The following is a 22,851-nucleotide window of genomic DNA, read 5'->3' on the forward strand; positions in this document are numbered from 1 at the left end:
CAGTGCAATCGTTTGGGAGTTTATTGTTGCCAAATCTATCTTCCTTTACCTCTGCTTGAATATCTGCGGAATGTGGGATCCAAAGCTTCCACGTACCAAATTACCTATCTTCTTCTTGATCTTCTTTCTCTTCCTTCGCGCCCTTCGCGACTTCGCGGTTCGTTAAATAATTCCCAATTCCAACGGTCAATCCATTTGAGATTTGAGATTTGAGATTTGAGAACTGATAAATCCGGGAGTCCCTAACCAAATTGCTTGATTGTCAATTAATCCAGGTTTGTACAACTTTTCCCGCTAATTGCTGTCCCAACCAAGGCGTATTTGCCGATCGCGACTTCAGACTGTGCCCATCAACAGTCCAACTCATTTGCGGGTCGAACAAAATCAGCTCAGCAGAGACTCCCGGTGCAACCGTGGCGGGGGTTTGTCCGAGACAAGCGGCCGGCAGGGTACTCAAAACTCGCCACAGTTCCAAAGCCGAAAACTCGCCAGTTTCTACCAGTCCGTGCCATAGCAAAGGCAAAGCTAATTCCAAACCGATCGCCCCGGGCGGACTATCAGCAAAAGCCACAGTTTTCTCCTCATAAGTATGCGGGTTGTGGTCGATCGCGATCGCATCAATTACGCCATCTTTCACAGCTTGAATCAGCGCTAATTGGTCGCTGAGATTGCCCAACGGGGGTTCTAGGCGTAAATTCGGATCGTAGGGCAACGAAGCAGTCAGAGCATTTTTACCGCCGGAATCTTTAGAGTTTCCTGAAATTGCCCCGACATTCAACAGCAAGTGCATCCAAGTCACACTCGCAGTCACCGGCAAACCCCGCGCCTTCGCATCTCGAATCAATTCCACGCTGCGCGCTGTAGAAACGCGCATAATGTGCACTCCTGTGTCCGCAGATGCCACCAACTCCAGAATTGTCGCCAAAGCCGAAGTTTCCGCACTAGCCGGAATTCCTGGTAAACCCAAGCGCACCGACAGCGAACCCTCCCTCACCGCGCCATTTCCTGCTAAAGTTCGATCGCACGGCCACAAAGCCACCGACTTGCCCAAAGGCTTGATATACTCCAGCAAACGCCTCACCAGAGCGGGATTAGACAGCGGCAAACCGTCTGCAAAACCCACCACTGGACAGGATGCCAGCTCGCCCAACTCGGCCATCTGCTGCCCTTTAACCCCCGCTGTCAGCGCTCCCCAAAAATACAAGCGGGGGAGCCCGGGCGGCAAATTGCGGATATGTTGCTGCAACAAAGCCAAACCGGCCAAATTGTCAACAGGTGGCGAGGTATCTGGCAAAATCGCCACTCGCGTAAAACCCCCAGCCGCCGCAGCCTGCATCAAGGATTCCAGGGTTTCTCGATCCTCAAAACCCGGTTCTCCGCTGTGACTGTAGATATCAGTTAACCCCGGCCCCAAAATCAGTCCCTGGCAATCCCGCACTTGGATGTCAGCGGGAAACTCAGCAATTTTTTCCTCAACTGCTTTGATATTACCTTCAGCAATCAGAATATCAGCGATGCGATCGCTCCCTGAAACTGGATCTAGCACCCGTACATTTTGTAGCAGTTCGCGGCTCATAACTTAAGATTTAAATATATTGAAGATGGAATATGGAAGATGGAACCGCGAAGACGCGAAGGACACGAAGGAAGAAGGAAGAAGGAAGAAAATCAACGGTTTCAGCAATTAAGAATTTCCTAACCATCGGGCGCGGTTGTTATCAACTTTTAAACTTTTTTCAGGCGGGCGAAGGGTAGCGATGGACATTGGTGTTAACTTAATCCTAAAAGCTTTGATAAATTTCGCTTTGACACGAGTCTCGATCCCCCTAAATCCCCCTTAAAAAGGGGGACTTTGAGAAGGCTTCTTTTCCCCCCTTCTTAAGGGGGCTAGGGGGGATCGAAGGCCTAATCGTCAAACAGCAGACTGGTAATACGTCTACGGGGTCGCGCCCAGGATTTTACCGATTACAGTGCTCCGGCTGCTGTTTTGTCAAAAACGCCGCCGCTCAAATGAGTTGTGACATTCATCGCTTGTAATACCGGCAAACCATCGGGGCCGTGGGGATAATCAATCACGCTAACGGCTCCGTTTCCTTGTTTGAATTTCCAGAAATGTTCGGGTTCTAAACCGAATAGGTGGCAGAGAATTGCTTTGTTAATGGCGTCGTGAGCAACGACAATCCCCGTACCAGAAACTGATTGTACAATTTCTCGCCAAGCTGCGATCGCTCTCTGCCAAACTTGCTGCAAATTCTCTCCTTCGGGCATTTGGACTGTTTCAGGAGATGTTTTCCATTCCTGTAGCAAACCCGGATAGGATTGTTCGATTTCTGATTCAAACTTTCCTTCCCAAAGTCCATGGCTGATTTCTCTCAACTCGTCGCGCAGTTCTAGTTGCAAACCGCCGTGATATTTGAGAATAATTTCCGCAGTTTCTTTCGGGCGCAGCATGGAACTGCTAATCGCAAAGTCTAATTTTACATCCTTGAGAAATTCTGCCGCCCGCCGGGATTGTTCGCGGCCGTTATCGTTGAGAGGTACGTCAATTTGCCCTTGAAATTTACCTGCTTTATTCCAGTCTGTTTCGCCGTGACGCACCAGCAACAAGCGCGGGCCTTGGTGGCCGTCTCTCGGTTTGGGAAAAATTTCCCCGGTATGGGAAGTTAAATTCAGGGATTCTAATTGAACTGGAACTTTCTTTTTTGGCTCTCCTGGCTCGTCGGTGGTAACAGGGGAATATCCAAAATTAAGGACGCTAATGCCGCAATTTGACTGCTGAATAGATTGGTAGTAATTCGGGTTAATTTCCGACGCTGTAGCAATGAGAGCGCGGTTGATTCCGTTATGACCTACTACTAGAATTGTGCCGTCCCGGTGGCGCGATAAAAGTTCTTGCCAAAAATGACGGGCGTTAGCAAAAATTGCCAATACGGGAAAGTGTTCGATTTCTCCGTCAGCAGATGGCAGTTTCATGGAAAATTTGTCTGGCTGTTTTTGCCATTGCTGATATGCTTCGGGGAATTTGTCGATCGCATCTTGGCGCAACATTCCTTCCCACAGAGGCAAATCGATTTCCATCAAATTATCAGTTGGCTGGAGTTGTGGCGGATTTGTCAAGCGCGACAGGATGATTTCCGCTGTTTCTTTGGCGCGTTGCAGGGGACTGGTATAGATGGCATCAAAGGCGATACTGCTGAGTGTGTCGCCTACTTGCAGGGCGGCGCTGCGGCCTGCTTCTGTCAAAATTGATTTATCGAGGCGGCCTTGGATGCGGCGTTCTTGATTGTAGGTGCTTTTGCCGTGACGGACTAAGATAATGCGAGTCATTCGATTTTAGATTTTAGATTTTAGATTTTAGATTTAGCCTGCTACCCCGCTGCGGGTGCGCCGTGCGGATATTACCTCATACATCGCGGGTGTTTATGCCGCACTACTCCTGTAGGGTGCGCCATAAGCACCGTTGGGCTAAGGTGTGAACCTTATGTATACATCGCGGAGCGAGGATTTTTGGCGTAAGTCTTGTTGAGGCGAGTCAAAAAGATGAGCCAGTGAAATTTTACCAGTTGTCGGGATACTCTCGTCTGCAACGACCTATGATTAAAGACGGAAAAGATTTAGCCACGGATTCGCGCGGGACGGAAAAGCAGGAATGACACTGAAGCGGGTTATTTTAGGTATTTTAACGGCGATCGCGATCGCCCTGGTAGGTTTATCTTTACTTGCTAGTTGGAACCAGCCGCAAATTCAAAGCCGGCTGGAACTCTACCAGACAAATTTGCTGCTTCACGCCTCTGAGTGGCAAGGAGAAAATAATCAGAGTGCTAATTTAAGTTCGGCGCGCAACAATATTGTCGGTGCAGATCCTTTAAATACCGCTTTGACGCAATATCAAGAAGCGCGAGACTCGACTCGCAAAACTCTCGAAACAACTCAAGCACAAGTTAAACAAATTCAGTCTGCCATCGCCTCTAAGTCTGAGGATAATACTCTGAATTTGGCTCAAAATAAGGCGGCGTCAGAGTCGATCAAGCAACAGTCAGTGCTGCTAAACGAACTTGACTTGCGATTGGGAATTTTGCAGGCAAGCAGTGGCAAAACTGAGGCGGCTCTCCAAACTTGGACAAATTTAGTTGAGCGCTACAAAACTAAAAGTGATGACGATTCTTCGGTGGTAACTGCTCAAGTTTTAACGGGGATTTGGAGCAATCCGGCTCAACTGCTGCCGGATGCCGAGCCGCGCATTCAAAAGTCTTTGGATGGCTGGTTTCGCTATCGCGCTCTCGCTCAACTTTACAAGCTGCAAGAACGTTCTAAAGAGCTGGCGGCGCTACAAGCAGCAGAGCAAGTAACGGCCCAGCAAGCTGTAGAAAAGTTGGCAATTATAGTTGGCGTTCCGGCGATCGCACTTTGTATTGGTACGGTTTTGCTGGTTGGTTTGACCGTGCAGTGGTTGTTGCAGCGGCAGCAGTTAGATACAGCAGGTTCCGGCCCGCTGTTGGCGCGAAATGCGAGCTTGACTTGGGATGTGCCTTGGGATGGTGAGATTGTTTGGCAGGTGCTGGTGGTCGGCTTTTTCTTTGTCGGCCAAATCTTGATTCCCTATTTGTTGCTGCCTGTTTCTCTGGGTGTTTTAAAACTCAATCCTGCTACTTTTGACCCGCGCGAGAAGGCTTTTTATATCTTTGCTACTTATTTGTTGCTGTCGGCTGGGGGGCTTTCGGTACTGTATTTTTCGGTCAAGTCTTTTTTGCCTTTGCCGGAAGGTTGGTTTCGGATTAATTGGCGGGGAAGTTGGTTTTTGTGGGGTTTTGGCGGCTATTTTGTTGCTTTGCCTTTGGTAGTTTTGGTGTCGCTGATCAATCAGCAATTGTGGCAGGGACAAGGTGGCAGTAATCCGATTTTGCCGATCGTTCTCGAAGGTAGGGACAACGTGGCTTTGGCGGTGTTTTTCGGCACTGCTGCGATCGCGGCTCCGGTTTTTGAGGAAATCGTGTTTCGGGGCTTTCTGCTGCCTTCTCTGACTCGCTATTTGCCTGTTTCGGGGGCGATCGCAGCTTCTGCTTTCTTGTTTGCTGTGGCTCACTTGAGTGTGTCTGAGATTCTGCCTTTGGCGACTTTGGGTGCGGTTTTGGGGTTTGTGTACACGCGATCGCGAAATCTCCTTGCTCCTATGCTTCTCCACAGTCTTTGGAACAGCGGTACTCTCCTGAGTCTGTTTCTTTTGGGCGGCGGCGCAAGTTAATTCGGGCGGTTGTTAATAATTGTGAATTAACCGAGTTTTTTTGAGAGCGATCGTCAGGGCGATCGACTCTTGCCAAAAACAGCAGTAGGCTACTAGGTGCGCCCCTTATATCTAGCCCGGTAAAATAACCGGAATTCCTATAGGGGCGGGTTCACCCTCATCTTTAATATCAGCAACAGATCCAGATAGACCCGCCCCGGTTCCTTACTTTAGCGGAAAAACAGGGTTTAACATGGAAGTAATATCTTGTCGGCTGATGATTGAGAGACTCACGCGGGCGATCGCACCCAGCGGAAGTTGACAATCCGGCTAATTTATAGCTAAATTTTAATTTAGGATGAGGCTTAAACCCAATGAGCAATTTGAACAGCCACAAGTTAGAGGGAACGCCTAGTTGGATGCGTTTCGCACCCTACGCCGCCTTGGGCATTTTAATATTTTCTCTCAATTCAGGCAGCGAACTAAATTATTTCTTGAGAGGCTACTTGGTCATTCTACAAGCTCAAGCCGGTATAGTTCTGCTGTATTTTGCGATGTCTAAGTTTCGCAAAAACCCAAATAAATGAGTAAAAATTAGTAACATTACTTAGCTCGATCGTTCAAGGTCGTGCATTGAAAGTCGATGGCGGAAGTTAAAATAAAAAACTGGGGAAAGTAAAAATGGTAAAAGATAAAACCGTAGCAGTTCTGTTAGCTTTCTTTGTAGGAGGTTTCGGAATTCACAAATTTTATTTGGGCAATAATGTAGCAGGGGTATTATACTTGCTATTTTCTTGGACATTAATTCCGTCACTGATCGCATTTTTCGATTTTATCGGCCTGCTGCTGATGTCGGAACAAGCTTTTCAGATACAGTACAATGGCGGAATGTTGCCGTCTGGGTATGTCCTCAGAGCGGCACAAGATGTAACAGGGGCGATCGGCGAATTGAAAAAACTTTACGATATGGGCGCAATTACGGCCGAAGAATATGAAGAAAAACGCCAAAAACTGCTCCGAGAATTGTAATGAAGAAGGAAGAAGGAAGAAGGAAGAAGGAAGAAGGAAGAAGGAAGAAGGAAGAAGGAAGAAGGAAGAAGGAAGTTCGGCAACGAGCAATGTACGGGATGTAACGGATGTAACGGATGCAACGGATGTCAGTCCGATGGAAGAAGGAAGAGGAAAGCCCACTCTTAAAAAAGTGGGAGTGAAATAAGTAAGTGTGAGATCACAACTATTTAAGGATAAAACTAAAGTGTCTCAAGATTTATACTGGCTGCGTCAAACTCCCAAATGGGTGTGGTATGCTTTTATTCCCTACTTCGGCGGATTGGCGATCGCCTATGCCGGCCAAAAATCAAATATTCGTAGTTGGATGGGATGGGGTGTTGGCATTACTTTAGCAGCACTCGCGGTATCTTCTTCAACTAATTTGGGTACGATCGTTTGGATTGCTCAAATTGTCACTGCTTTTAGTTTGAAAAAGCGCTATCTCATCAAAACCGCACCCAGAGGTTTACTGGTTCCGGCAAGCGCGACGAATGCCGAAGAATTGGCAAACGTGCGCGGCAAAATAGATATTAACGAGTGTACCAAAGACGATATGGTCAGAATCTTGGGTTTGCCGATCGTCTACGCCAACGATATTGAATCTCTGCAAAACGAAGGCTACATTTTTACCCACGCCGAAGAGTTATCAGAAATAGCCGGAGTTCCCGAAAGTCACGTCAGACGCATCGCCCCGATGATTTGCTTCAGCTACAATTATCAAAAAGAATTGCAGTTTACTTGGAAACGGTTAAATATTCTTTCGCCCGAAGAGTTAATCGCCAGCGGTTTAGATAGATATGTTGCGGAAAAAATAGTTAGAGAAAGGCAGAGAAAAGGCGCTTACAAATCAGTTGTAGAAGTCAAGCGTCGGACGGGACTGCCTTTTGATTCCTATCGCCATATTTGTTAATTTGCAGTTGTTAGCACGAACAGCTTATGACAACAAAATTAGAAGTTGACCGACAAAAATTATATGATACAGATTACCTGAGAGCGATTGAAACCACTGTGGAAAAGTTGCGGGTTCGCGATTATTCAAACATTGATTGGGAAAATCTGATTGCAGAAATAGAAGACATATTGACTTTCTGCTGCTGGTTTCTGCCAGATGAGATGATTCAAGGGTAGTAAGCTGTTGTGCATTTAATTTGTATGTTGAGGGCTGGCAGGATGCCCACCCCAAAAAGGGAAAGATTTATTTTACTATGCAATTTAAATGCGGATTAGCTTATGGCAAAAAACTCGATCGCCTCCTGGGAATGGACATTAAATGCACTGGCTGGCAAAAATCTCCCCCAGCAGGCGGGATCAGCGAAATTATAAAAAAAAATATTTATCCTCTTGACATTTACACAAAATAATGATATCTCAATATATTGTGAAACTCGTACTTTTCCCTAGCATCAACTCCAAACCCGGGTAAGTTTTCAAGAATCTGCCTTAAATATCAGTGGTAAGCTATCTGAATTATTATTGAAATGCAAAACGACACAATAGTAGCAGTACCGCTAACATCAAATTATGTCTGACTCTCCTCCATCCCAAATCTCCCCAGAAGCTGCACCGGAAAGTGCTGCTACCGAAAACCGCAGTTCCAAAACTCGGCAACTGTTGGGCATGAAAGGGGCCGCTAGCGGGGAAACTTCCATCTGGAAGATTCGCTTGCAATTGATGAAACCGATTACCTGGATTCCCCTAATTTGGGGCGTGGTGTGCGGGGCGGCGTCTTCTGGAAACTATGTTTGGAACCTAGAGAATTTCTTGATCGCAGCAGCTTGTATGTTGATGTCAGGGCCGTTGTTGACCGGGTACACTCAAACTTTGAACGATTTTTACGATCGCGAAATCGACGCCATTAACGAACCCTACCGTCCGATTCCCTCCGGTATCATCTCGATTCCCCAAGTAGTAACGCAAATATTGGTATTATTAGCCGCTGGCATTGGGGTGGCTTATGCTCTAGACTTGTGGGCGGGTCATGAATTCCCGATAATGACTGTTTTGACTCTCGGCGGCGCGTTTCTAGCTTATATCTACTCTGCGCCCCCGCTGAAACTTAAGCAGAATGGGTGGTTGGGAAATTATGCCCTAGGTGCTAGCTACATTGCCCTGCCTTGGTGGGCGGGTCAAGCTTTGTTTGGTACACTAGATCCCACGATTATGATCTTGACCCTGTTTTACAGTTTGGCTGGGCTGGGAATTGCGATCGTTAATGATTTCAAAAGTGTTGAGGGCGATCGGCAATTAGGGTTAAAATCTTTGCCAGTGATGTTTGGCATCAGCACCGCAGCTTGGATTTGCGTTTTGATGATCGACATCTTTCAAGCTGGGATTGCAGGCTACCTGATCAGCATCCACCAAAACCTTTACGCTGTCATTCTGCTGCTGCTGATAATTCCCCAAATTACTTTTCAGGATATGTACTTTTTGCGTAATCCCCTGGAAAATGATGTTAAATATCAGGCAAGTGCTCAGCCTTTCCTGGTTTTGGGTATGCTGGTAGCAGCCTTGGCACTGGGTCATGCGAGTTAAGCAGAGTTTTGAGGTTTGAGTTAAAAAATTTTGAATTCAAAAAATCTAATTCACCTCTCAAAAAAATACCAAGTTCTGCAGCGTTAAGAAAAGTTTTGAATTTTTAGTTTTGAATTAAAAAGTTTTTAATTCAAAAAAGCTAATTCAAGGCAGCGTGTGTTATTCAAGAAAAAATGTCGAATTAAAAATTAAGAATTGAAGAAGGCTAGCTTTTTTAATTTTTAATTTTTAATCGGACTTGATGAGGTTTGAAGGTCTGAACGTGGCAGAATTTTTCTCAAATATCAAAGATACATTGAGCAAAGTCACTAACGCAATAAGCGGTAATTCCGATCGAGAACCGCCGAAGGCTGCGAAGGGTAATAAGCTCAACTCGCCGGAATCAGAGGCGGAATTTTATCCACGGAAAAAGGATGAGCGATCCGAGTATGTGGTATCAGAAGATGCTGCGCCTCTAGAAGAGTCAGAATATTTAGAGTCAGAATATTTAGAGTCGGAATATTTAGAGCCAGAATACGCTCGATATCCAATAGTCAAGCGCAATTGGCAAGGGTTGAAGCGCTTAATTGCTTGGTTGGAAATTGAACCTCAAGTTACCAGCTTGCAAACCAAGGGAAAAGAATTGTTGCGGCCGGGATTAAGTTTGCTGGGAACTAAATCACCCCAAAAATCGGATAGTAGCGAATTGCCGGAAAATAGCGCATCGCCGAACACCCAACTGCAGATAAATACGGCACTACAGGAAAATAGCGCACCGCAGGAAAATACTAAAAAACGTATCCCCCGCCGCCCTAGATTTTGGATAAGTTTAGGTGTGGCAAGTATAGGCGGGGGCGCTTTAATCTACGGTTTATGGATTTTGTACACATTAGACAAAGGTTTGCCGGATGTTAACGATTTGTCAGCGTTTAACCGCGACGGAACGCTGACAATTAAGGCGGCAGATAATACGATTTTGTTGCAGTCGGGGCCTGCAACTAGAGATAAACTGAAACTTCAAGAAATTCCCGAACTGTTGGTTAAAGCTTTTATTGCGATAGAAGACCGCCGTTTTTACCAACATCGCGGGGTGGATTATCAAGGTATTGTGCGATCGATTGTTTCTAATTTGATAGCGAGAGATTTAGTGCAGGGCGGCAGTACAATTACGCAACAATTGGCTCGCGTTGTTTTTCTTAATCAGGAAAGAAGTATTAGGCGGAAGGTTCGGGAAGCTCTTTTAGCTCAGAAAATAGAGCGGGAGTTGAGTAAAGACCAAGTTTTAGAAAGATATTTAAATCTGGTTTATTTGGGTTCGGATGCCTACGGAGTGGCAGATGCAGCTTTGGTTTTCTTTAGCAAAACAGTCGATAAATTAACTTTGGCAGAGATGGCAACTTTGGCGGGTTTGCCGCCGGCACCGAGCGAATATTCGCCTTTAGTTAATCCTGATATTGCTAAGCAACGCCGCAATCTTGTGCTGCAACAAATGCAGGAAGCAAAGGTAATTACAGAGGCTGAGGCGAAGGAGGCGATGGCGGAACCTATTGCCGTTAAACCAAGTCCGCCGAAGCGATTTAAAGTAGTCGCACCTTATTTTGCTAGTTACATTCGGAAGGAATTGCCGCGCTATGTTTCTCAGGATGCTTTGGAAGCTGGCGGTTTGACTGTTGAGACGACGGTGGACTTGAAGTGGCAGAAAATAGCGGAAAAGGTGGTTAAAGATGCGATCGAAGTTGATGGCCGCCGTCAGGGTTTTGAACAGGCCGCTTTAGTTTCTATGGACACTAAGACTGGGGAAGTTAAAGCCCTGGTAGGAGGGGGAAATTTTAAGGAAAGTGAATTTAATCGTGCTACCCAGGCTTTGCGGCAGCCCGGTTCGACGTTTAAAGGGTTGGTTTATGCCGCGGCGATGGCGGCTGGTTTTTCTCCCTATGACGGTTACGAAGACGAACCAATTATTATCGACGGCTATCAACCGAATAATTATGGCAAAAAATTTAGCGGTTGGCGATCGATCTCGGATGCTTTGACACGTTCGGTGAATGTCGTAGCTGTGAAGGTGTTGATGGATGTGGGTTTTGAACCGGCCATAAAAGTAGCCCACGATATGGGAATTAAGTCGAAATTGAGTCCGATTTATTCCCTGGCTTTGGGTTCTTCGGAGGTGAATTTGCTGGAGTTAACCAATGCTTACGGTACTTTAGCAGCCCAAGGAAATTTTATTGAAGCCCACGGAATTAAGCGGGTGATTAATCAGCGGGGAGATGTGATTTATCAGGCTGATTTTAAACCGAAGCGGGTTTTGGATAAGGATAGTGCTGCGATTACTACTTGGATGTTGGAGGGTGTTGTGCAAGACGGTACGGGGGGGCCGGCGGCTTTAAACGATCGCGCTGTAGCAGGCAAAACCGGTACTTCGGAAAATGTCAGGGATTTGTGGTTTATTGGTTACATTCCACAGGTGGTGACTGGGGTTTGGCTGGGGAATGATGATAATTATCCGACTTGGGGAACTAGCGGTACGGCTGCCTACAATTGGCGCGATTTTATGAGTCAAGCTGTTAAGGGAATGCCCGTTGAGAAGTTTCCGAAGTTGCCGAAGTTGGAGGGTCGCAAGGGCAGTATTAAGGCAAAACCGGTGGAGCCTAAGAGGATTATTCGCGGGATGATTGTGAATGAGGATGGGGCGATCGTGCCTTATAATCCTAATCCTGAACCGAAGTATTACCCACCGCAAGAGCCTGCTTATCAAGAACCTGCTTATCAAGAACCTGCTTATCAAGAACCTGCTTATCAAGAGCCTGCTTATCAAGAGCCTGCTTATCAAGAACCGGGATATTAAACTATCGGTTTGTAGTAAGGACTTTAGTTTTTTTTCAATTGCTTTAGCCTCACCATAAAAAAGCCGTCCATGTGATGTCTGTGTGGCCACACTTTCACCCATCCTTCGGGTGATGGCTGTACTGGTAAATCAATTGTTGGGGGTTCTATTTGCCAGTGAGGATTGCTGTCTAAGAACGATCGAATAACTGTTTCATTTTCCAACGGATGAATTGTGCAAGTTGCATAAACTAATACGCCGCCGGGCTTGACAAATGTCGCTGCATTTGCTAGCAATTCCGATTGCAGTTGGGATTGTGTTTGAATGTTTTCCGGCGTGTGTCGCCAGCGGGCGTCGGCGCGGCGGTGGAGGGTTCCGAGGCCAGAACAAGGTGCGTCTAGTAAAACTCTGTCTGCGAGGTTAACAAACTCTGGGAAATGGCGGCTGTCTCCGGTATGAATTTTAATGGATTTCATCTGGAGTCTGTCTGCATTTTCTTTAAGTTTTTTGAGTCTGCTGGCGGTTTTGTCGCAGGCATAAATAGTGCCTGTATCCTGCATTAATTCGGCGCTGTGGGTGGTTTTTCCTCCGGGTGCGGCGCAGGCGTCGATGATAGTTTCCCCTGGCTGGGGCGCTAGTAAATGGGTGACTAATTGAGCGCTGCTGTCTTGGATTGTCCACCAACCTTCGCTGTATCCGGGGAGGTTTTGAATTGCGCCGATGCTGCCATTTAGTCTTAATGCTTGCGGCAAGTTGGGGATTCTGCTAACGCTGATGTTTTGGGATTTGAAGGCGGTTTCAATTTGGGCGATCGAGCTTTTTAAGGGATTGATTCTCAGGTCAATTGTGGGGGATTGGTTGAACCATTCACAGAGTTGTTCGGTTTCGGTTTCGCCTATTTGTTCGATCCACATTTTTACCAGCCATTCGGGGAAGCTGTGCAGAATTCCTAGGCGTTCGACGGTTGATTTATAATTAGTAACTGTTAAGGGGTTTAAGTCGTTATCTGTTAAACGAATGTATTGGCGCAACAAACCGTTGACAAAACTGCTGAGTCCTGAAAATCCGTTTTCTTTTGCTAGTTGAACGGTGGTGTTGACGGCGGCGGAGGGGGGAATTTGGTTGAGATATTCGAGTTGATATAAGCCTAAATGTAGGATGGTGCGGAGTTCTGGCGGTTGTTGGGAGGATTTCTTTGTTGCTAGTTTGTCGATGATGAAGTCGATCGATCGCATTCTCCTGACGCTACCGTAAACTAATTCTGTGACTAAACGCCGATCGAGGTCGTTGAGTTGAGAATTGCCGAAAGCGCGATCGAGGGCGGCATCTGCGAATGCACCTCGGCGGTGGACTTCGCGGAGTGCGAGAAAAGCTATTTGGCGGGGATTTTGCATAACATATTACATAAAAGGACTTACACAATGTTAAGTGTATAGTGTAAATTGCTGCTTATCTAAATTATTGCAAGTTGAGTTTTCAGCTTATTCGGGTTTTGTTGACACCAAGGGTTCTAATAAATTGCGTTCTTCAATCGCAAGTTCTAGCAAAACTCGTCTGTCGCCCTTTGTTTCCTTATAGCGGACAGCCGCTTTCAGCAGGCGGATGGCAATTTGGAATTCTTCGTACTTGCTGGTTAGTTCTTGCCACAATTCTAACCAAGTGCGTGCGGCTTTGTCGCTGACCATTTCTGACATTAGCGCGGGGATGTTTCGCACGATTCCCTGTCCTAAGACTGAGAGATATTCGTGTTTTTCGTAAACTGCAATTAGGCTGGCGATGCGAGGTTTCCATATCGCTACCTCCTTGTTGGCGAATAGGTTGAAGAAAATTAATTTAACATCATTTAGGTTGGTGATGCGATTCTGACCTATCGCTATATTCTTCTTGGCGAAGAGATTACTGATAATTAATATTGCATTATCTTCATCAGCTTCACCGTCAAGTTTAAGGCGTTGGAACGCATCGTCTAATGCGGTAATTCCTTCCTCCCAACGATTCAATTCTAGAAGGAAAATAGCGCGTTTGAAGAAGACAGATAAATCTCGATAACCTAGTTTTATGGCTGTGTCATAAGATGCTAATGCTTCGCTGTAGCGTTCGAGATGATCCAGAACGCAGCCTCGCTCGAACCAAGCATCTGTATAATTAGGATCGAGTTCGATCCCTTTGTCATAAGAGGCTAAGGCTTCTTCATAGCGATTGAGAGAAAATAGCAACCAACTTCTGTTAACCCAAACTAATTTCTCATTGGGGTCAATATCGAGCGCTTTATCGTAGGATGCTAATGCCTCTTCGTAGCGTTCGAGGTTGCTAAGTAAATTACCTCGACTGTTCCAAACCCACACATTATTTGGCTCAAGCTCGCTCGCTTTGTCGCAGGAGGCTAATGCCTCTTCATAGCGTTTAAGAAAGAATAGTGACCAACCTCGGTTAACCCAAAGCAAGTTAAATTTGGGGTCAATTTCGATCGCTTTGTCGTAGGATGCTAAAGCTTCATCGTAACGTTTGAGGTTGTCAAGCACAATACTTCGACTGTTCCAAGCCGACAAATTGTTGGGTTCAAGTTCGATCGCGTTGTCGTAAGATGCTAAGGCTTCTTCATAGCGTTCAAATTTGTTGAGTAGATCGCCTCGCAGCTCCCAAATGCTCGCATGATTGGGTTCAAACTCGATGGCTTTTTGGCAGGATGCTAAGGCTTCTTCATAGCGTGCGAGCATACCGAGTACAAAAGAGCGGTTAACCCAAACCCAGTTAAAATTGGGTTCAAGCTCGATTGCTTTGTCGTAAGATGCTAAGGCTTCTTCGTAGCGTTTGAGGCTGTTGAGTACATGGCCTCGTCGAATATACCAAACGCTCGCACGATCGGATTCGAGCTCGATCGTTTTGTCCCAAGATGCTAAGGCTTCTTCATAGCGTTTGAGGCTGTTGAGTACATCCCCTCGGAAAATCCAAGCTGACAAATTATTGGGTTCAAGCTCGATCGCTTTGTCGTAGGATGCTAAAGCTTCTTCATAGCGTTCAAGGTTGTTGAGTACAAGGGCTCTACCGATCCAAACCAACGCATTATTGAACTCAAGCTCGACAGCTTTATCGTAGGATGCTAAAGCTTCATCGTAACGTTTGAGGTTGTCAAGTACACTACCTCGACCGAACCAAACCAACGCATTATTGGGGTCAATCTCGATCGCTTTGTCGCAGGATGCTAAAGCTTCATCGTAACGTTTGAGGTTGTCAAGTACACTACCTCGACTGTTCCAAGCCCCCGCATAATTGGGTTTAAGCTCGATCGCTTTGTCGTAGGATTTTAAGGCTTCATCGTAACGTCCGAGGTAGTTGAGCACATTGCCTCGAAAATGCCAAACGATCGCATAATTGGGAGCAAGCTCGATCGCTCGATCGTAGGATGCTAAGGCTTCATTGTAACGTTGGATTTCCTCAAATACATTGCCTCGACTGCTCCAAACGAACGCATAATTGGGGTTAAGCTCGATCGCTTGGTCGTAAGATGCTATGGCTTCTTCATAGCGTTCGAGTTTGTTAAGTACATCGCCTCGACTGTCCCAAACCAACCCATAATTAGGGTCAAGCTCGATCGCTTTGTCGTAAGATACGATGGCTTCTTCATAGCGTCCGAGGCTGTTGAGTACAAGACCTCGACTGCTCCAAATCCACTCATAATTAGGTTCAAGCTCGATTGCTTTGTCATAGGATGCTAAAGCTTCTTCATAGCGTCCGAGGTTGTTAAGTACATAGCCTCGACTATTCCAAGCCAACGCATAATTATGGTCAATATCGATCGCTTTGTCGTAAGATGCTAAAGCTTCTTCGTAGCATTCAAGTTTGTCTAGTACATTGCCTCGAAGATACCAAATGTTTGCATTATTGGGTTCAATCTCGATCGCTTTGTCCCAGGATACTAAGGCTTCTTCATAGCGTTCAAGTTTGTTGAGTACATAGCCTCGAAGATACCAAATGTTTGCATTATTGGGTTCAAGCTCGATCGCTTTGTCGCAGGACGTTAAAGCTTCTTCATAGCGTTCGAGCCTACCCAGTGCAAGGGCTCGGTTAACCCAAACCCAGTTAAAATGGGGTTCAAGCTCGATCGCTTTGTCGTAAGATGCTAAAGCTTCTTCGTAGCGTTCGAGATTGTTAAGTACATGACCCCGAATATACCAAATGCTCGCATGATTGGGTTCAAGCTCGATCGTCTTGTTGTAAGCTGCTAAAGCTTCATCGTAACGTTCAAGGTCGTCAAGTATACTGCCTCGACTACTCCAAGCCGACCAGTAATTGGGTTCAAGTTCGATCGCTTTGTCTAAGGATGCTAAAGCTTCTTCATAGCGTTCGAGGTTGTTCAGTACACTGCCTCGACTCTTCCAAGCCGATGCCTCATTGGGGTCAAGTTCGATCGCTTTGTCTAAGGATGCTAAAGCTTCTTCATAGCGTTCGAGGTAGTTGAGTACATCGCCTTGACTGTCCCAAACCGACGCATTATTGGGGTCAAGCTCTATCGCTTTATTGCAGGATGCTAAGGCTTCTTGATAGCGTCCGAGGTAGCTGAGTACATAGACTCGAATATGCCAAATAATCGCAAGATTCGATTCAAGCTCGATCGCTTTGTCCCAACATGCTAAAGCTTCTTCACAGCGTCCGAGGTAGCTGAGTACATAGCCTCGACTGTTCCAACTCCACGCATTATTGGGTTCAAGCTCGATCGCTTTGTCGCAGGATGCTAAGGCTTCTTCATAGCGTTCAAGGTTACTGAGTATCTGACCCCGAAGATACCAACAGCTCGCACGATCGGACTCAAGCTCGATTGCTTTGTCGTAAGATGCTAAGGCTTCTTCGTCGCGTTCAAGGTTGCCTAGTACATCGCCTCGAAGATGCCAAATACTCGCATGATTGGGGTCAAGCTCGATCGCTTTGTCGCAGGATGCTAAGGCTTCTTCATAGGGTCCGAGATTGTTGAGTACATAGCCTCGACCATACCAAAGACTTGCATGATTGGGGTCAAGCTCGATCGCTTTGTCGCAGGATGCTAAGGCTTCTTCATAGCGTCCGAGATTGTTGAGTACAGATCCTCTAAAATGCCAAACGTTCGCATAATTGAACTCAAGCTCGATCATTTTGTCGTAAGATGCTAAGGCTTCTTCGTAGCGTTTGAGGTACTTAAGTACATGACTTCTAGCATACCAAAGGCTCGCACTATTGGGTTCAATCTCGATCGTTTTGTTAAAGGATGCTAAAGCTTCTTCGTAGCGTTCTAGTTTGTAGAATACACCGCCTTGCATCATCCAAGCTTGCCAATCTTTGGGTTCTAGGTCGATCGCCCGATCGAAGGATTCTAATGCTTCATCATAACGTTCGAGATTGTGCAAGCAATTTGCTTTTTCCAACCAGTCCTGTGCCTGGCCGCGAATTACCACCAGTTTATTTGCTAGATTCAAAGTAGAAACATAGTCTTTCTTCTCCTTGCAATTTTCAATTTCCTGCACGCAAGCTGCTACGCGAAGGTTTTCATAATCATCTGTTTCCCTTGCCTGAAGCGCACGCAGCAGATATTCTCGCTCAATTACAGCATTAGGCGGTAGTGTTTCCAGATTTATGTGAGACTTGAAATGACTTTTTTCTGAGCTATTATCAACTAGCTCTTTCCCGATCGCAGTAAATCCTACTCCCAAGCGATCCAATCGCTGTTTCAACTCTTCTTGTGTGTACCACAACCGCAAAAAATCCACAATTAAACTAATCGGCTCGCCCCGATGCTTCTTCACATCCATGCAAAAGCGCATCAGCACTTCTTGAATTTCATAATACGACTCGCGCCCGATCGATTCGCTCGTCACATAACCCATTCCTGACAGTTGTTTAAGTTGGCTGGATGCTGTCTGATGCGTCATAAAACAGCGTTGGGCAATCTCTTTCACCATCACAGCCCCGCGCCGATCGCACAAAAATTCAATTATCTTTCGTTGCTGCGGCGAAAGCCACGCCATCCGCGCCTGATAGTAGGGCGTCAATTCATCCAGGGTTTGCAAAAACGGTTTCACCAGTCGATCGAGCGAATCGCGAGTCAGAAATTCCGCAAAAATCATATAAACGCGGTGGTTGCCGCCAGCCAATTGATGGATGGCTTCAATTCGAGAACGTCCGGTTGGTGTTTCTATGAATAATTCTAGTTCTTTGTTGCCCTCTAATTTAGCGATATTTTTCAATAAGCAGACAACTTCATCTAAATTTAGCTTTTCTAAATAGTGGAGATTGAAAAACTCGTAGAATGGCGCTTTTTTATGCTCTATTCCCTTGAAAAAATGCTGAGATGTCGCGAAAATCGTACAGAAATGATATTTTTCTAAATAGTCTCGGAATTGCTGCTGTCCGCTGTCACCGAATCCTTCAAACAAATCATCGAGGTTTTCTACAAGTAAAAGCAGAGTGCGATCGCCCGCAAAATCCTTCAGCAATTCTGCTGCTGTCTGTTGAGCGTTATCGGGCGATTCACCGTAAAGCGATTCCACCCGATCGAACAATTTAACCTTATATTCGACTGGATATTCTTGTTGGAGCGATCGCAAAATTCGCAGCAGCAAATCGAGAAACGAGGTGACGCCCCACTCTTCCTCCCGCAACCAAGCAATCAGCACTTTTTCCCGCAAATCCTCCATTTTGGAGACGCGGTGATACATTAGCGAGACTAAGTGCGTCTTCCCAATACCTCGCATCCCAATTAATAGATGATGCTGCTCGATCGGCTTGAGGATGCTGTGGCGGATTGACTCGACTAGCTCGTTTGCCAAATCGTGACGCTGCACCAACATCTCCTCTAAATCTTCGTGCTTCATCAGACTGGGCGTGAAGCGAGACACAAGTGTACCTTTCATACTGTCTACCCCCTAGATAGTAACTGGGAACGAGAAATTCGTTTTTGTGCGTTTTCCATGAAATGCTTACTAGGTAAGGATTTTAGCTGTATACGCTAATTATAACGTATGTTTAAAAGAAAAACGATGATTATAGGGGATTTATTCAAAATACTATTGATTTTTTTTAAAATGCTGTGTTACACTGCCGTTAACAAGCAAACAAGCGCCCCTAGGTGGTACTAGAGACGCTTTCGATCGCTTATCAGTTTTTGGGAGCCACTGGGTGCAACCAGTAGCACTCTCATGTTGTTTATGGTCTATATAGACCGAGGATTTCTCATGACTAATTATAACAGCGAACAGCTCAATCTGTTCACCCAGCCGATCGCAGTTACGGTGGAACTTGGTTGCACTGTTAAACGTGCCGCCCAAATAGTAGACCGCTCACCAAACTCAATCTACTACCAACTCAGGAAAAATAAACCGTATCTACGGAAGGGTGATACAGGTACATGGCAAATTGACTCGACAGGCAAAAAAGATGGCTCAATTCTTGTGAATGTTGCCATCATTTATTCTCCAACAGATAAGAATTGGAGACTTGCTTGAGCTCAAATCTCAAGGCTGCGTTAGTCCAAAGCTTAACGCAGCCTTCTGCCTCTTCGGTTGCTGAGGAAAACAGCAAGCAGAGCCTCCAAATCTGCGTCCCCAGGCAGAGCCGGGGAACAAGAAAAAATCTGAAAAATATTCCTTAAGACTTGTTACAATACACAAAACTTCATACTTTCCCCAACTCTGGATGACCTTTTTCAACGCCTCCGAACCCCTAATCCGCTGCAAACAGGAACATCTCGACGTACAAGACCTCGATGGCCTGTTGCAACTCCGCTGGCAAATTGGAAATATTACTCTTTTCTCAGGACTTTATACCCGCATCGACCAAACTTTTCTGCTTTGGGGTTTGGTGACAGGAGGGATTTTTTTTACGGCTCAGTTTGTCCCTATCAGTTGGAGCTTTCAGGCGATTCTGTGGTCAAGTTTGACTCTAATTGGTACTGCGGTAATGGCGGTTTTGACTTTATTTTGGGTAAGAGTCGAGCGAGTTAGCTGGATTCTTTACTCTTGGGCGATTTTGATGATAACTGGTTTGGTTCTAACGGATTACAGTATTTTTGCCGGTTGGGGAGGTTTGTTGCTGCACCTTTGCGATTTGTGGTTGGGGTTGAGCGCGATCGGCTATTTGTTGACGGGATTAGGTTTGCGATCGCGCACTTTTCTCCTGATTGGACTAACTCATTTATTTAGCATCCCTCTATTAACATTTGTTGCACCTTGGCAATATCTAACCACAGGAATAATTATGGCTGGTTGTTTGTTGTTATTGTCCGAATTGCAGTGGGATATGCGATCGCCGATCGACAATAGTTTGCTAAGCGCAGAACAGAAAGAATTTAACAAAATTCAACAGCAACTGCGACAGAGTGGCGCGATGGTATCCAAATAAATCACAAATGTAAAGAATTCTGTAGCACTGCTGACACTTTCCACAAATCGTACACAATAGTAAAGATACAGCATCAATAAAAAACAAACTTTAACCAGAACAGGTGTTTTGCTGTTTTACCTGTGAATCGCCAACTTTAGGGGAACGGTGTCCGGGAGGCGACTGGCTAACAATGCTGTACTTGCAACCATAAAAGTTAATTCCGGTTGAGAGTAGTTGTTAAAACAAAAAAAGTGGTGCAGGGTTTTTACCGTTTCCCCTGCTTCGCAGTCTCTGAGGAGAGGCTAAACCCTCTACTAGAACAGCCCGACGAGATTGACACAGGTTTTGACAGTTCCTCAGACCGATTTTTAAGTTCAGTGTTTAAGAAAATTGAGGAAATGCTCGCTTAGGAGCATTGCAGGACTTAGGATTAAATAAGTCCTGCTTTAGTTTGGGAAATTTAAGTTCTGTTTTACTCTGATGTGCGTTTTCGCAATATTTCCCTTACTTCCATTAAAATCTGGCCCAACATATTTTTACCACTGCCATCTTTACCACAACCCCAATAGTAATCAACAGGGGAATTTTCGACTATTTCCTCATCCGCAGTAGCGAGTAAAATTTCTCTAATTTCGGCATGAGTTTCAAATTTGCGGAGTACGGCTTTTCGCATGATATCATCTTTTACTTTTTCCCAATCTTTGCGGAGGGGACGAGAGCGATCACGTCCCATTTTTGCGGCATCTTTCGGTGTTTTTGCTTGGCGAATTTGGTCACAATGAGCCGTTTTGGGAAACTTTTGTGCTTGAAAATAATGCTCGGTAGTTGGCCAATATTCTCCGTCTAACTCGAATCCATGACTGGAAAAATTAGAAAAACAGCCGTATTCGCTGCCAGTGGTGTAGAAGTAGATAGCCATAAAGTCTGCGATTCAATTTCGTTAATAATCTTGGTCGCTCGTCAGTTTTACCTCTCTGGATTATCCAATATCTTCAACTGCAAATCAATAGTTTCAAGATGGGAACCGATGTAAGACAGCAGGGCGTAGATAAATACGATCACCCCTACCATTTCCAAAATTTCCTCAACACAAACCATCAAACCGTATATCAAGTTTCGTTGAGTTACCGCATCTGCATAATAGCCAGTAACCATTTCCATGCCAAGTGCTCCACCCACATATATACTGCCTGCTAGTAAGAAAAAGTCCCTTATTTTCCGGGGTAGGTGCCGGAGAAACTTGAGATAAGCCAGCGCAGTAATCCCAACAAAAATCGCCCCAGGAATTACCCAAATGAAGTAAAAAATTCCCCCTAAATTCAGTGCCTTTCGCAAGTCGTTAATAATTAATATTTCGTGCAGACTCAATATTTCATCTAAAGAAAAAAATACAAACATCAACGCCAGCGCTTTCCAGTGTCCAAAATACCGATCGCCCTGCTTCTTCTTAGCACTAGCAATAATACCTAGCAAAATCGCGCAAAACAGCAAAGTAAATGACGAGTACCACGAAGGATAATTTATTTCTTGGTCTAAGTTAAACAAACTAATCCAGCGTTCTTTATAGTTAAAACCGTAGCGCAGAACTTGTACGATGCAACCAGCAACAGCAAAGAAGAGAACCCAAATGCTGAGAGAGAAGGCAACTCTCTTCGGCGAAACAGAAATAAGGAATTTCATCAAGTTTTTGATAAACTAGAACAAGCAAAATCAAACTATAAAGTAAAAAGTTACAAATCGCAAGAGCTGCACAATCCGCCACCTCGGATTTTTATTTAGAAAAAATTACCAATCACTGACAATGCACCTTCAAATTGAAACTTTCACTGTCCGCAAGCGGTTTGCCCTTACCATCAGCCGCGGTACAACAGCCCAAAGTACGAATTTATGGGTAAAATTAGCACACGAAGGAATCGAAGGTTGGGGAGAAGCATCGCCCTTTTCCACAGGTTCTCGGCCCCAAACTACCGAAATGCTGCTAGCTGCATTGCAGGAAGTTGCACCGCTGCTAGAAAAGTTTACTCCGTTCGATCGCCAAAAAATCGAACAAGTATTAACAGAGGTCAACTTACCCTCAGCCGCCCGGGCCGGCATCGACATGGCAATGCACGACTGGCTGGGCAAAAAAGCAGGCTTGCCGTTGTGGAAAATGTGGGGATTAGATCGATCGCGCATCGTCCCCACCTCGGTCACAATCGGCATTAATTCGCCGAGGAGTGCAAGAGAAAGAGTGCGCGATTGGTTGGGCACAGATCCAGCAGGTATCAAATACCGCGCCGTTAAAGTGAAATTAGGAAATCCCGCAGGAATCGAAGCCGATAAAGCTATGTTAATAGCAGTGCTAGATGAAGCACCCGCTAACGTTAAAATCAGTGTAGATGCTAACGGCGGTTGGAGTTTGAGCAGTGCGATTGAAATGTGTCACTGGCTAGAAAAATACCAGATAAATTATGTCGAACAGCCCCTTTCACCAGTCGCGGATATGGATGAATTATCAGAACTGTACCGTAAATCGCCCCTGCCAATTTTTGCTGATGAAAGTTGCTTTAATACTTCCGATATACCCAAGTTAGCGCACTGCGTCCACGGCATCAATATCAAAATGATGAAGTCAGGGGGATTAACTGAAGCAATGCGGATGATCCACACAGCAAAAGCCTGCAATTTGCAAGTAATGTTCGGCTGTTATTCAGATAGCGCGATCGCAAATACAGCAGCAGCACAACTTTCACCGCTAGCTGACTATTTGGATTTGGACAGTCACTTAAATTTATTAGACGATCCTTTCACCGGTGCGATCGTCGAAAATGGGTGTTTGCTGCCAAACGGGCGATCGGGATTGGGAGTGCGACGAATTGAGATTGTAGAATAGAAGTATCGCTCAAAACACATCTGG

The 22,851-nt window shown here is 45.5% G+C and carries 17 protein-coding genes; 11 read left to right on the forward strand and 6 right to left on the reverse strand.

What is annotated here, in order from left to right; all coding sequences use genetic code 11:
- Positions 1-262: 262 nt before the first annotated feature.
- Together QT979_RS12105 and QT979_RS12110 are read right to left on the reverse strand one after the other, a co-directional pair.
- Positions 263-1,576, reverse strand: coding sequence for a dihydroorotase (locus QT979_RS12105; protein WP_333310146.1), 1,314 nt, complete (start codon positions 1,574-1,576; stop codon positions 263-265).
- 389 nt (positions 1,577-1,965) lie between these two features.
- On the reverse strand, positions 1,966-3,327 hold the full coding sequence (locus QT979_RS12110) for a histidine phosphatase family protein (RefSeq protein ID WP_333310148.1): 1,362 nt from the start codon (positions 3,325-3,327) through the stop codon (positions 1,966-1,968).
- Between the two features lie 322 nt (positions 3,328-3,649).
- On the opposite strand from QT979_RS12110, the gene QT979_RS12115 reads away from it, so the two are divergent.
- From QT979_RS12115 to QT979_RS12150, 8 genes are all read left to right on the forward strand, one after another.
- The gene (locus QT979_RS12115) at positions 3,650-5,242 is read left to right on the forward strand and encodes a type II CAAX endopeptidase family protein (protein WP_333310150.1); all 1,593 of its coding nucleotides are present in this window, start codon (positions 3,650-3,652) and stop codon (positions 5,240-5,242) included.
- A 353-nt stretch (positions 5,243-5,595) separates the two neighbouring features.
- Positions 5,596-5,808: a hypothetical protein gene (locus tag QT979_RS12120; RefSeq protein WP_333222839.1), complete on the forward strand. Its 213-nt coding sequence runs from the start codon at positions 5,596-5,598 to the stop codon at positions 5,806-5,808.
- Between the two features lie 94 nt (positions 5,809-5,902).
- Positions 5,903-6,250: an NINE protein gene (locus QT979_RS12125; protein ID WP_333310152.1), complete on the forward strand. Its 348-nt coding sequence runs from the start codon at positions 5,903-5,905 to the stop codon at positions 6,248-6,250.
- Positions 6,213-6,437: a hypothetical protein gene (locus QT979_RS12130; RefSeq protein WP_333310154.1), complete on the forward strand. Its 225-nt coding sequence runs from the start codon at positions 6,213-6,215 to the stop codon at positions 6,435-6,437. Before QT979_RS12125 ends, QT979_RS12130 begins: the two co-directional genes overlap by 38 nt.
- Before the next feature lie 6 nt (positions 6,438-6,443).
- Positions 6,444-7,181 carry a helix-hairpin-helix domain-containing protein gene (locus QT979_RS12135; protein WP_333310156.1) on the forward strand — a complete coding sequence of 246 codons (738 nt, stop codon included), beginning with the start codon at positions 6,444-6,446 and terminating at the stop codon, positions 7,179-7,181.
- Positions 7,182-7,207: 26 nt separating this feature from the next.
- Entirely contained in the window at positions 7,208-7,399 is a 192-nt protein-coding gene (locus QT979_RS12140) for a DUF29 family protein (protein WP_333293245.1), read from the forward strand.
- 393 nt (positions 7,400-7,792) lie between these two features.
- Positions 7,793-8,803 (forward strand): chlorophyll synthase ChlG, encoded by a 1,011-nt coding sequence (gene chlG / locus QT979_RS12145; RefSeq protein ID WP_333310158.1) that lies wholly within the window; start codon positions 7,793-7,795, stop codon positions 8,801-8,803.
- Positions 8,804-9,044: 241 nt separating this feature from the next.
- Positions 9,045-11,627, forward strand: coding sequence for a PBP1A family penicillin-binding protein (locus tag QT979_RS12150; protein ID WP_333310160.1), 2,583 nt, complete (start codon positions 9,045-9,047; stop codon positions 11,625-11,627).
- A 23-nt stretch (positions 11,628-11,650) separates the two neighbouring features.
- On the opposite strand, the gene QT979_RS12155 is transcribed toward QT979_RS12150, so the two are convergent.
- The gene (locus tag QT979_RS12155; protein WP_333310161.1) at positions 11,651-13,000 is read right to left on the reverse strand and encodes a 16S rRNA (cytosine(967)-C(5))-methyltransferase; all 1,350 of its coding nucleotides are present in this window, start codon (positions 12,998-13,000) and stop codon (positions 11,651-11,653) included.
- A gap of 87 nt (positions 13,001-13,087) precedes the next feature.
- Positions 13,088-18,487 carry a tetratricopeptide repeat protein gene (locus tag QT979_RS12160; RefSeq protein ID WP_333310163.1) on the reverse strand — a complete coding sequence of 1,800 codons (5,400 nt, stop codon included), beginning with the start codon at positions 18,485-18,487 and terminating at the stop codon, positions 13,088-13,090.
- A 321-nt stretch (positions 18,488-18,808) separates the two neighbouring features.
- On the opposite strand from QT979_RS12160, the gene QT979_RS12165 reads away from it, so the two are divergent.
- Together QT979_RS12165 and QT979_RS12170 are read left to right on the forward strand one after the other, a co-directional pair.
- On the forward strand, positions 18,809-19,078 hold the full coding sequence (locus QT979_RS12165; protein WP_333138636.1) for a hypothetical protein: 270 nt from the start codon (positions 18,809-18,811) through the stop codon (positions 19,076-19,078).
- Positions 19,079-19,268: 190 nt separating this feature from the next.
- Complete coding sequence (locus QT979_RS12170; protein WP_333310165.1) at positions 19,269-19,973, forward strand: hypothetical protein; 705 nt, start codon at positions 19,269-19,271, stop codon at positions 19,971-19,973.
- Between the two features lie 454 nt (positions 19,974-20,427).
- On the opposite strand, the gene QT979_RS12175 is transcribed toward QT979_RS12170, so the two are convergent.
- Positions 20,428-20,874 (reverse strand): NADAR family protein, encoded by a 447-nt coding sequence (locus QT979_RS12175; protein WP_333310167.1) that lies wholly within the window; start codon positions 20,872-20,874, stop codon positions 20,428-20,430.
- A 47-nt stretch (positions 20,875-20,921) separates the two neighbouring features.
- Complete coding sequence (locus tag QT979_RS12180) at positions 20,922-21,635, reverse strand: hypothetical protein (RefSeq protein ID WP_333310169.1); 714 nt, start codon at positions 21,633-21,635, stop codon at positions 20,922-20,924.
- A gap of 121 nt (positions 21,636-21,756) precedes the next feature.
- On the opposite strand from QT979_RS12180, the gene QT979_RS12185 reads away from it, so the two are divergent.
- Positions 21,757-22,827 carry a dipeptide epimerase gene (locus tag QT979_RS12185; protein ID WP_333310171.1) on the forward strand — a complete coding sequence of 357 codons (1,071 nt, stop codon included), beginning with the start codon at positions 21,757-21,759 and terminating at the stop codon, positions 22,825-22,827.
- Positions 22,828-22,851 lie beyond the last annotated feature (24 nt).

This window comes from Microcoleus sp. w2-18bC1 (assembly GCF_036700365.1).
In the GTDB taxonomy this organism is placed as follows: Bacteria; Cyanobacteriota; Cyanobacteriia; order Cyanobacteriales; family Microcoleaceae; genus Microcoleus.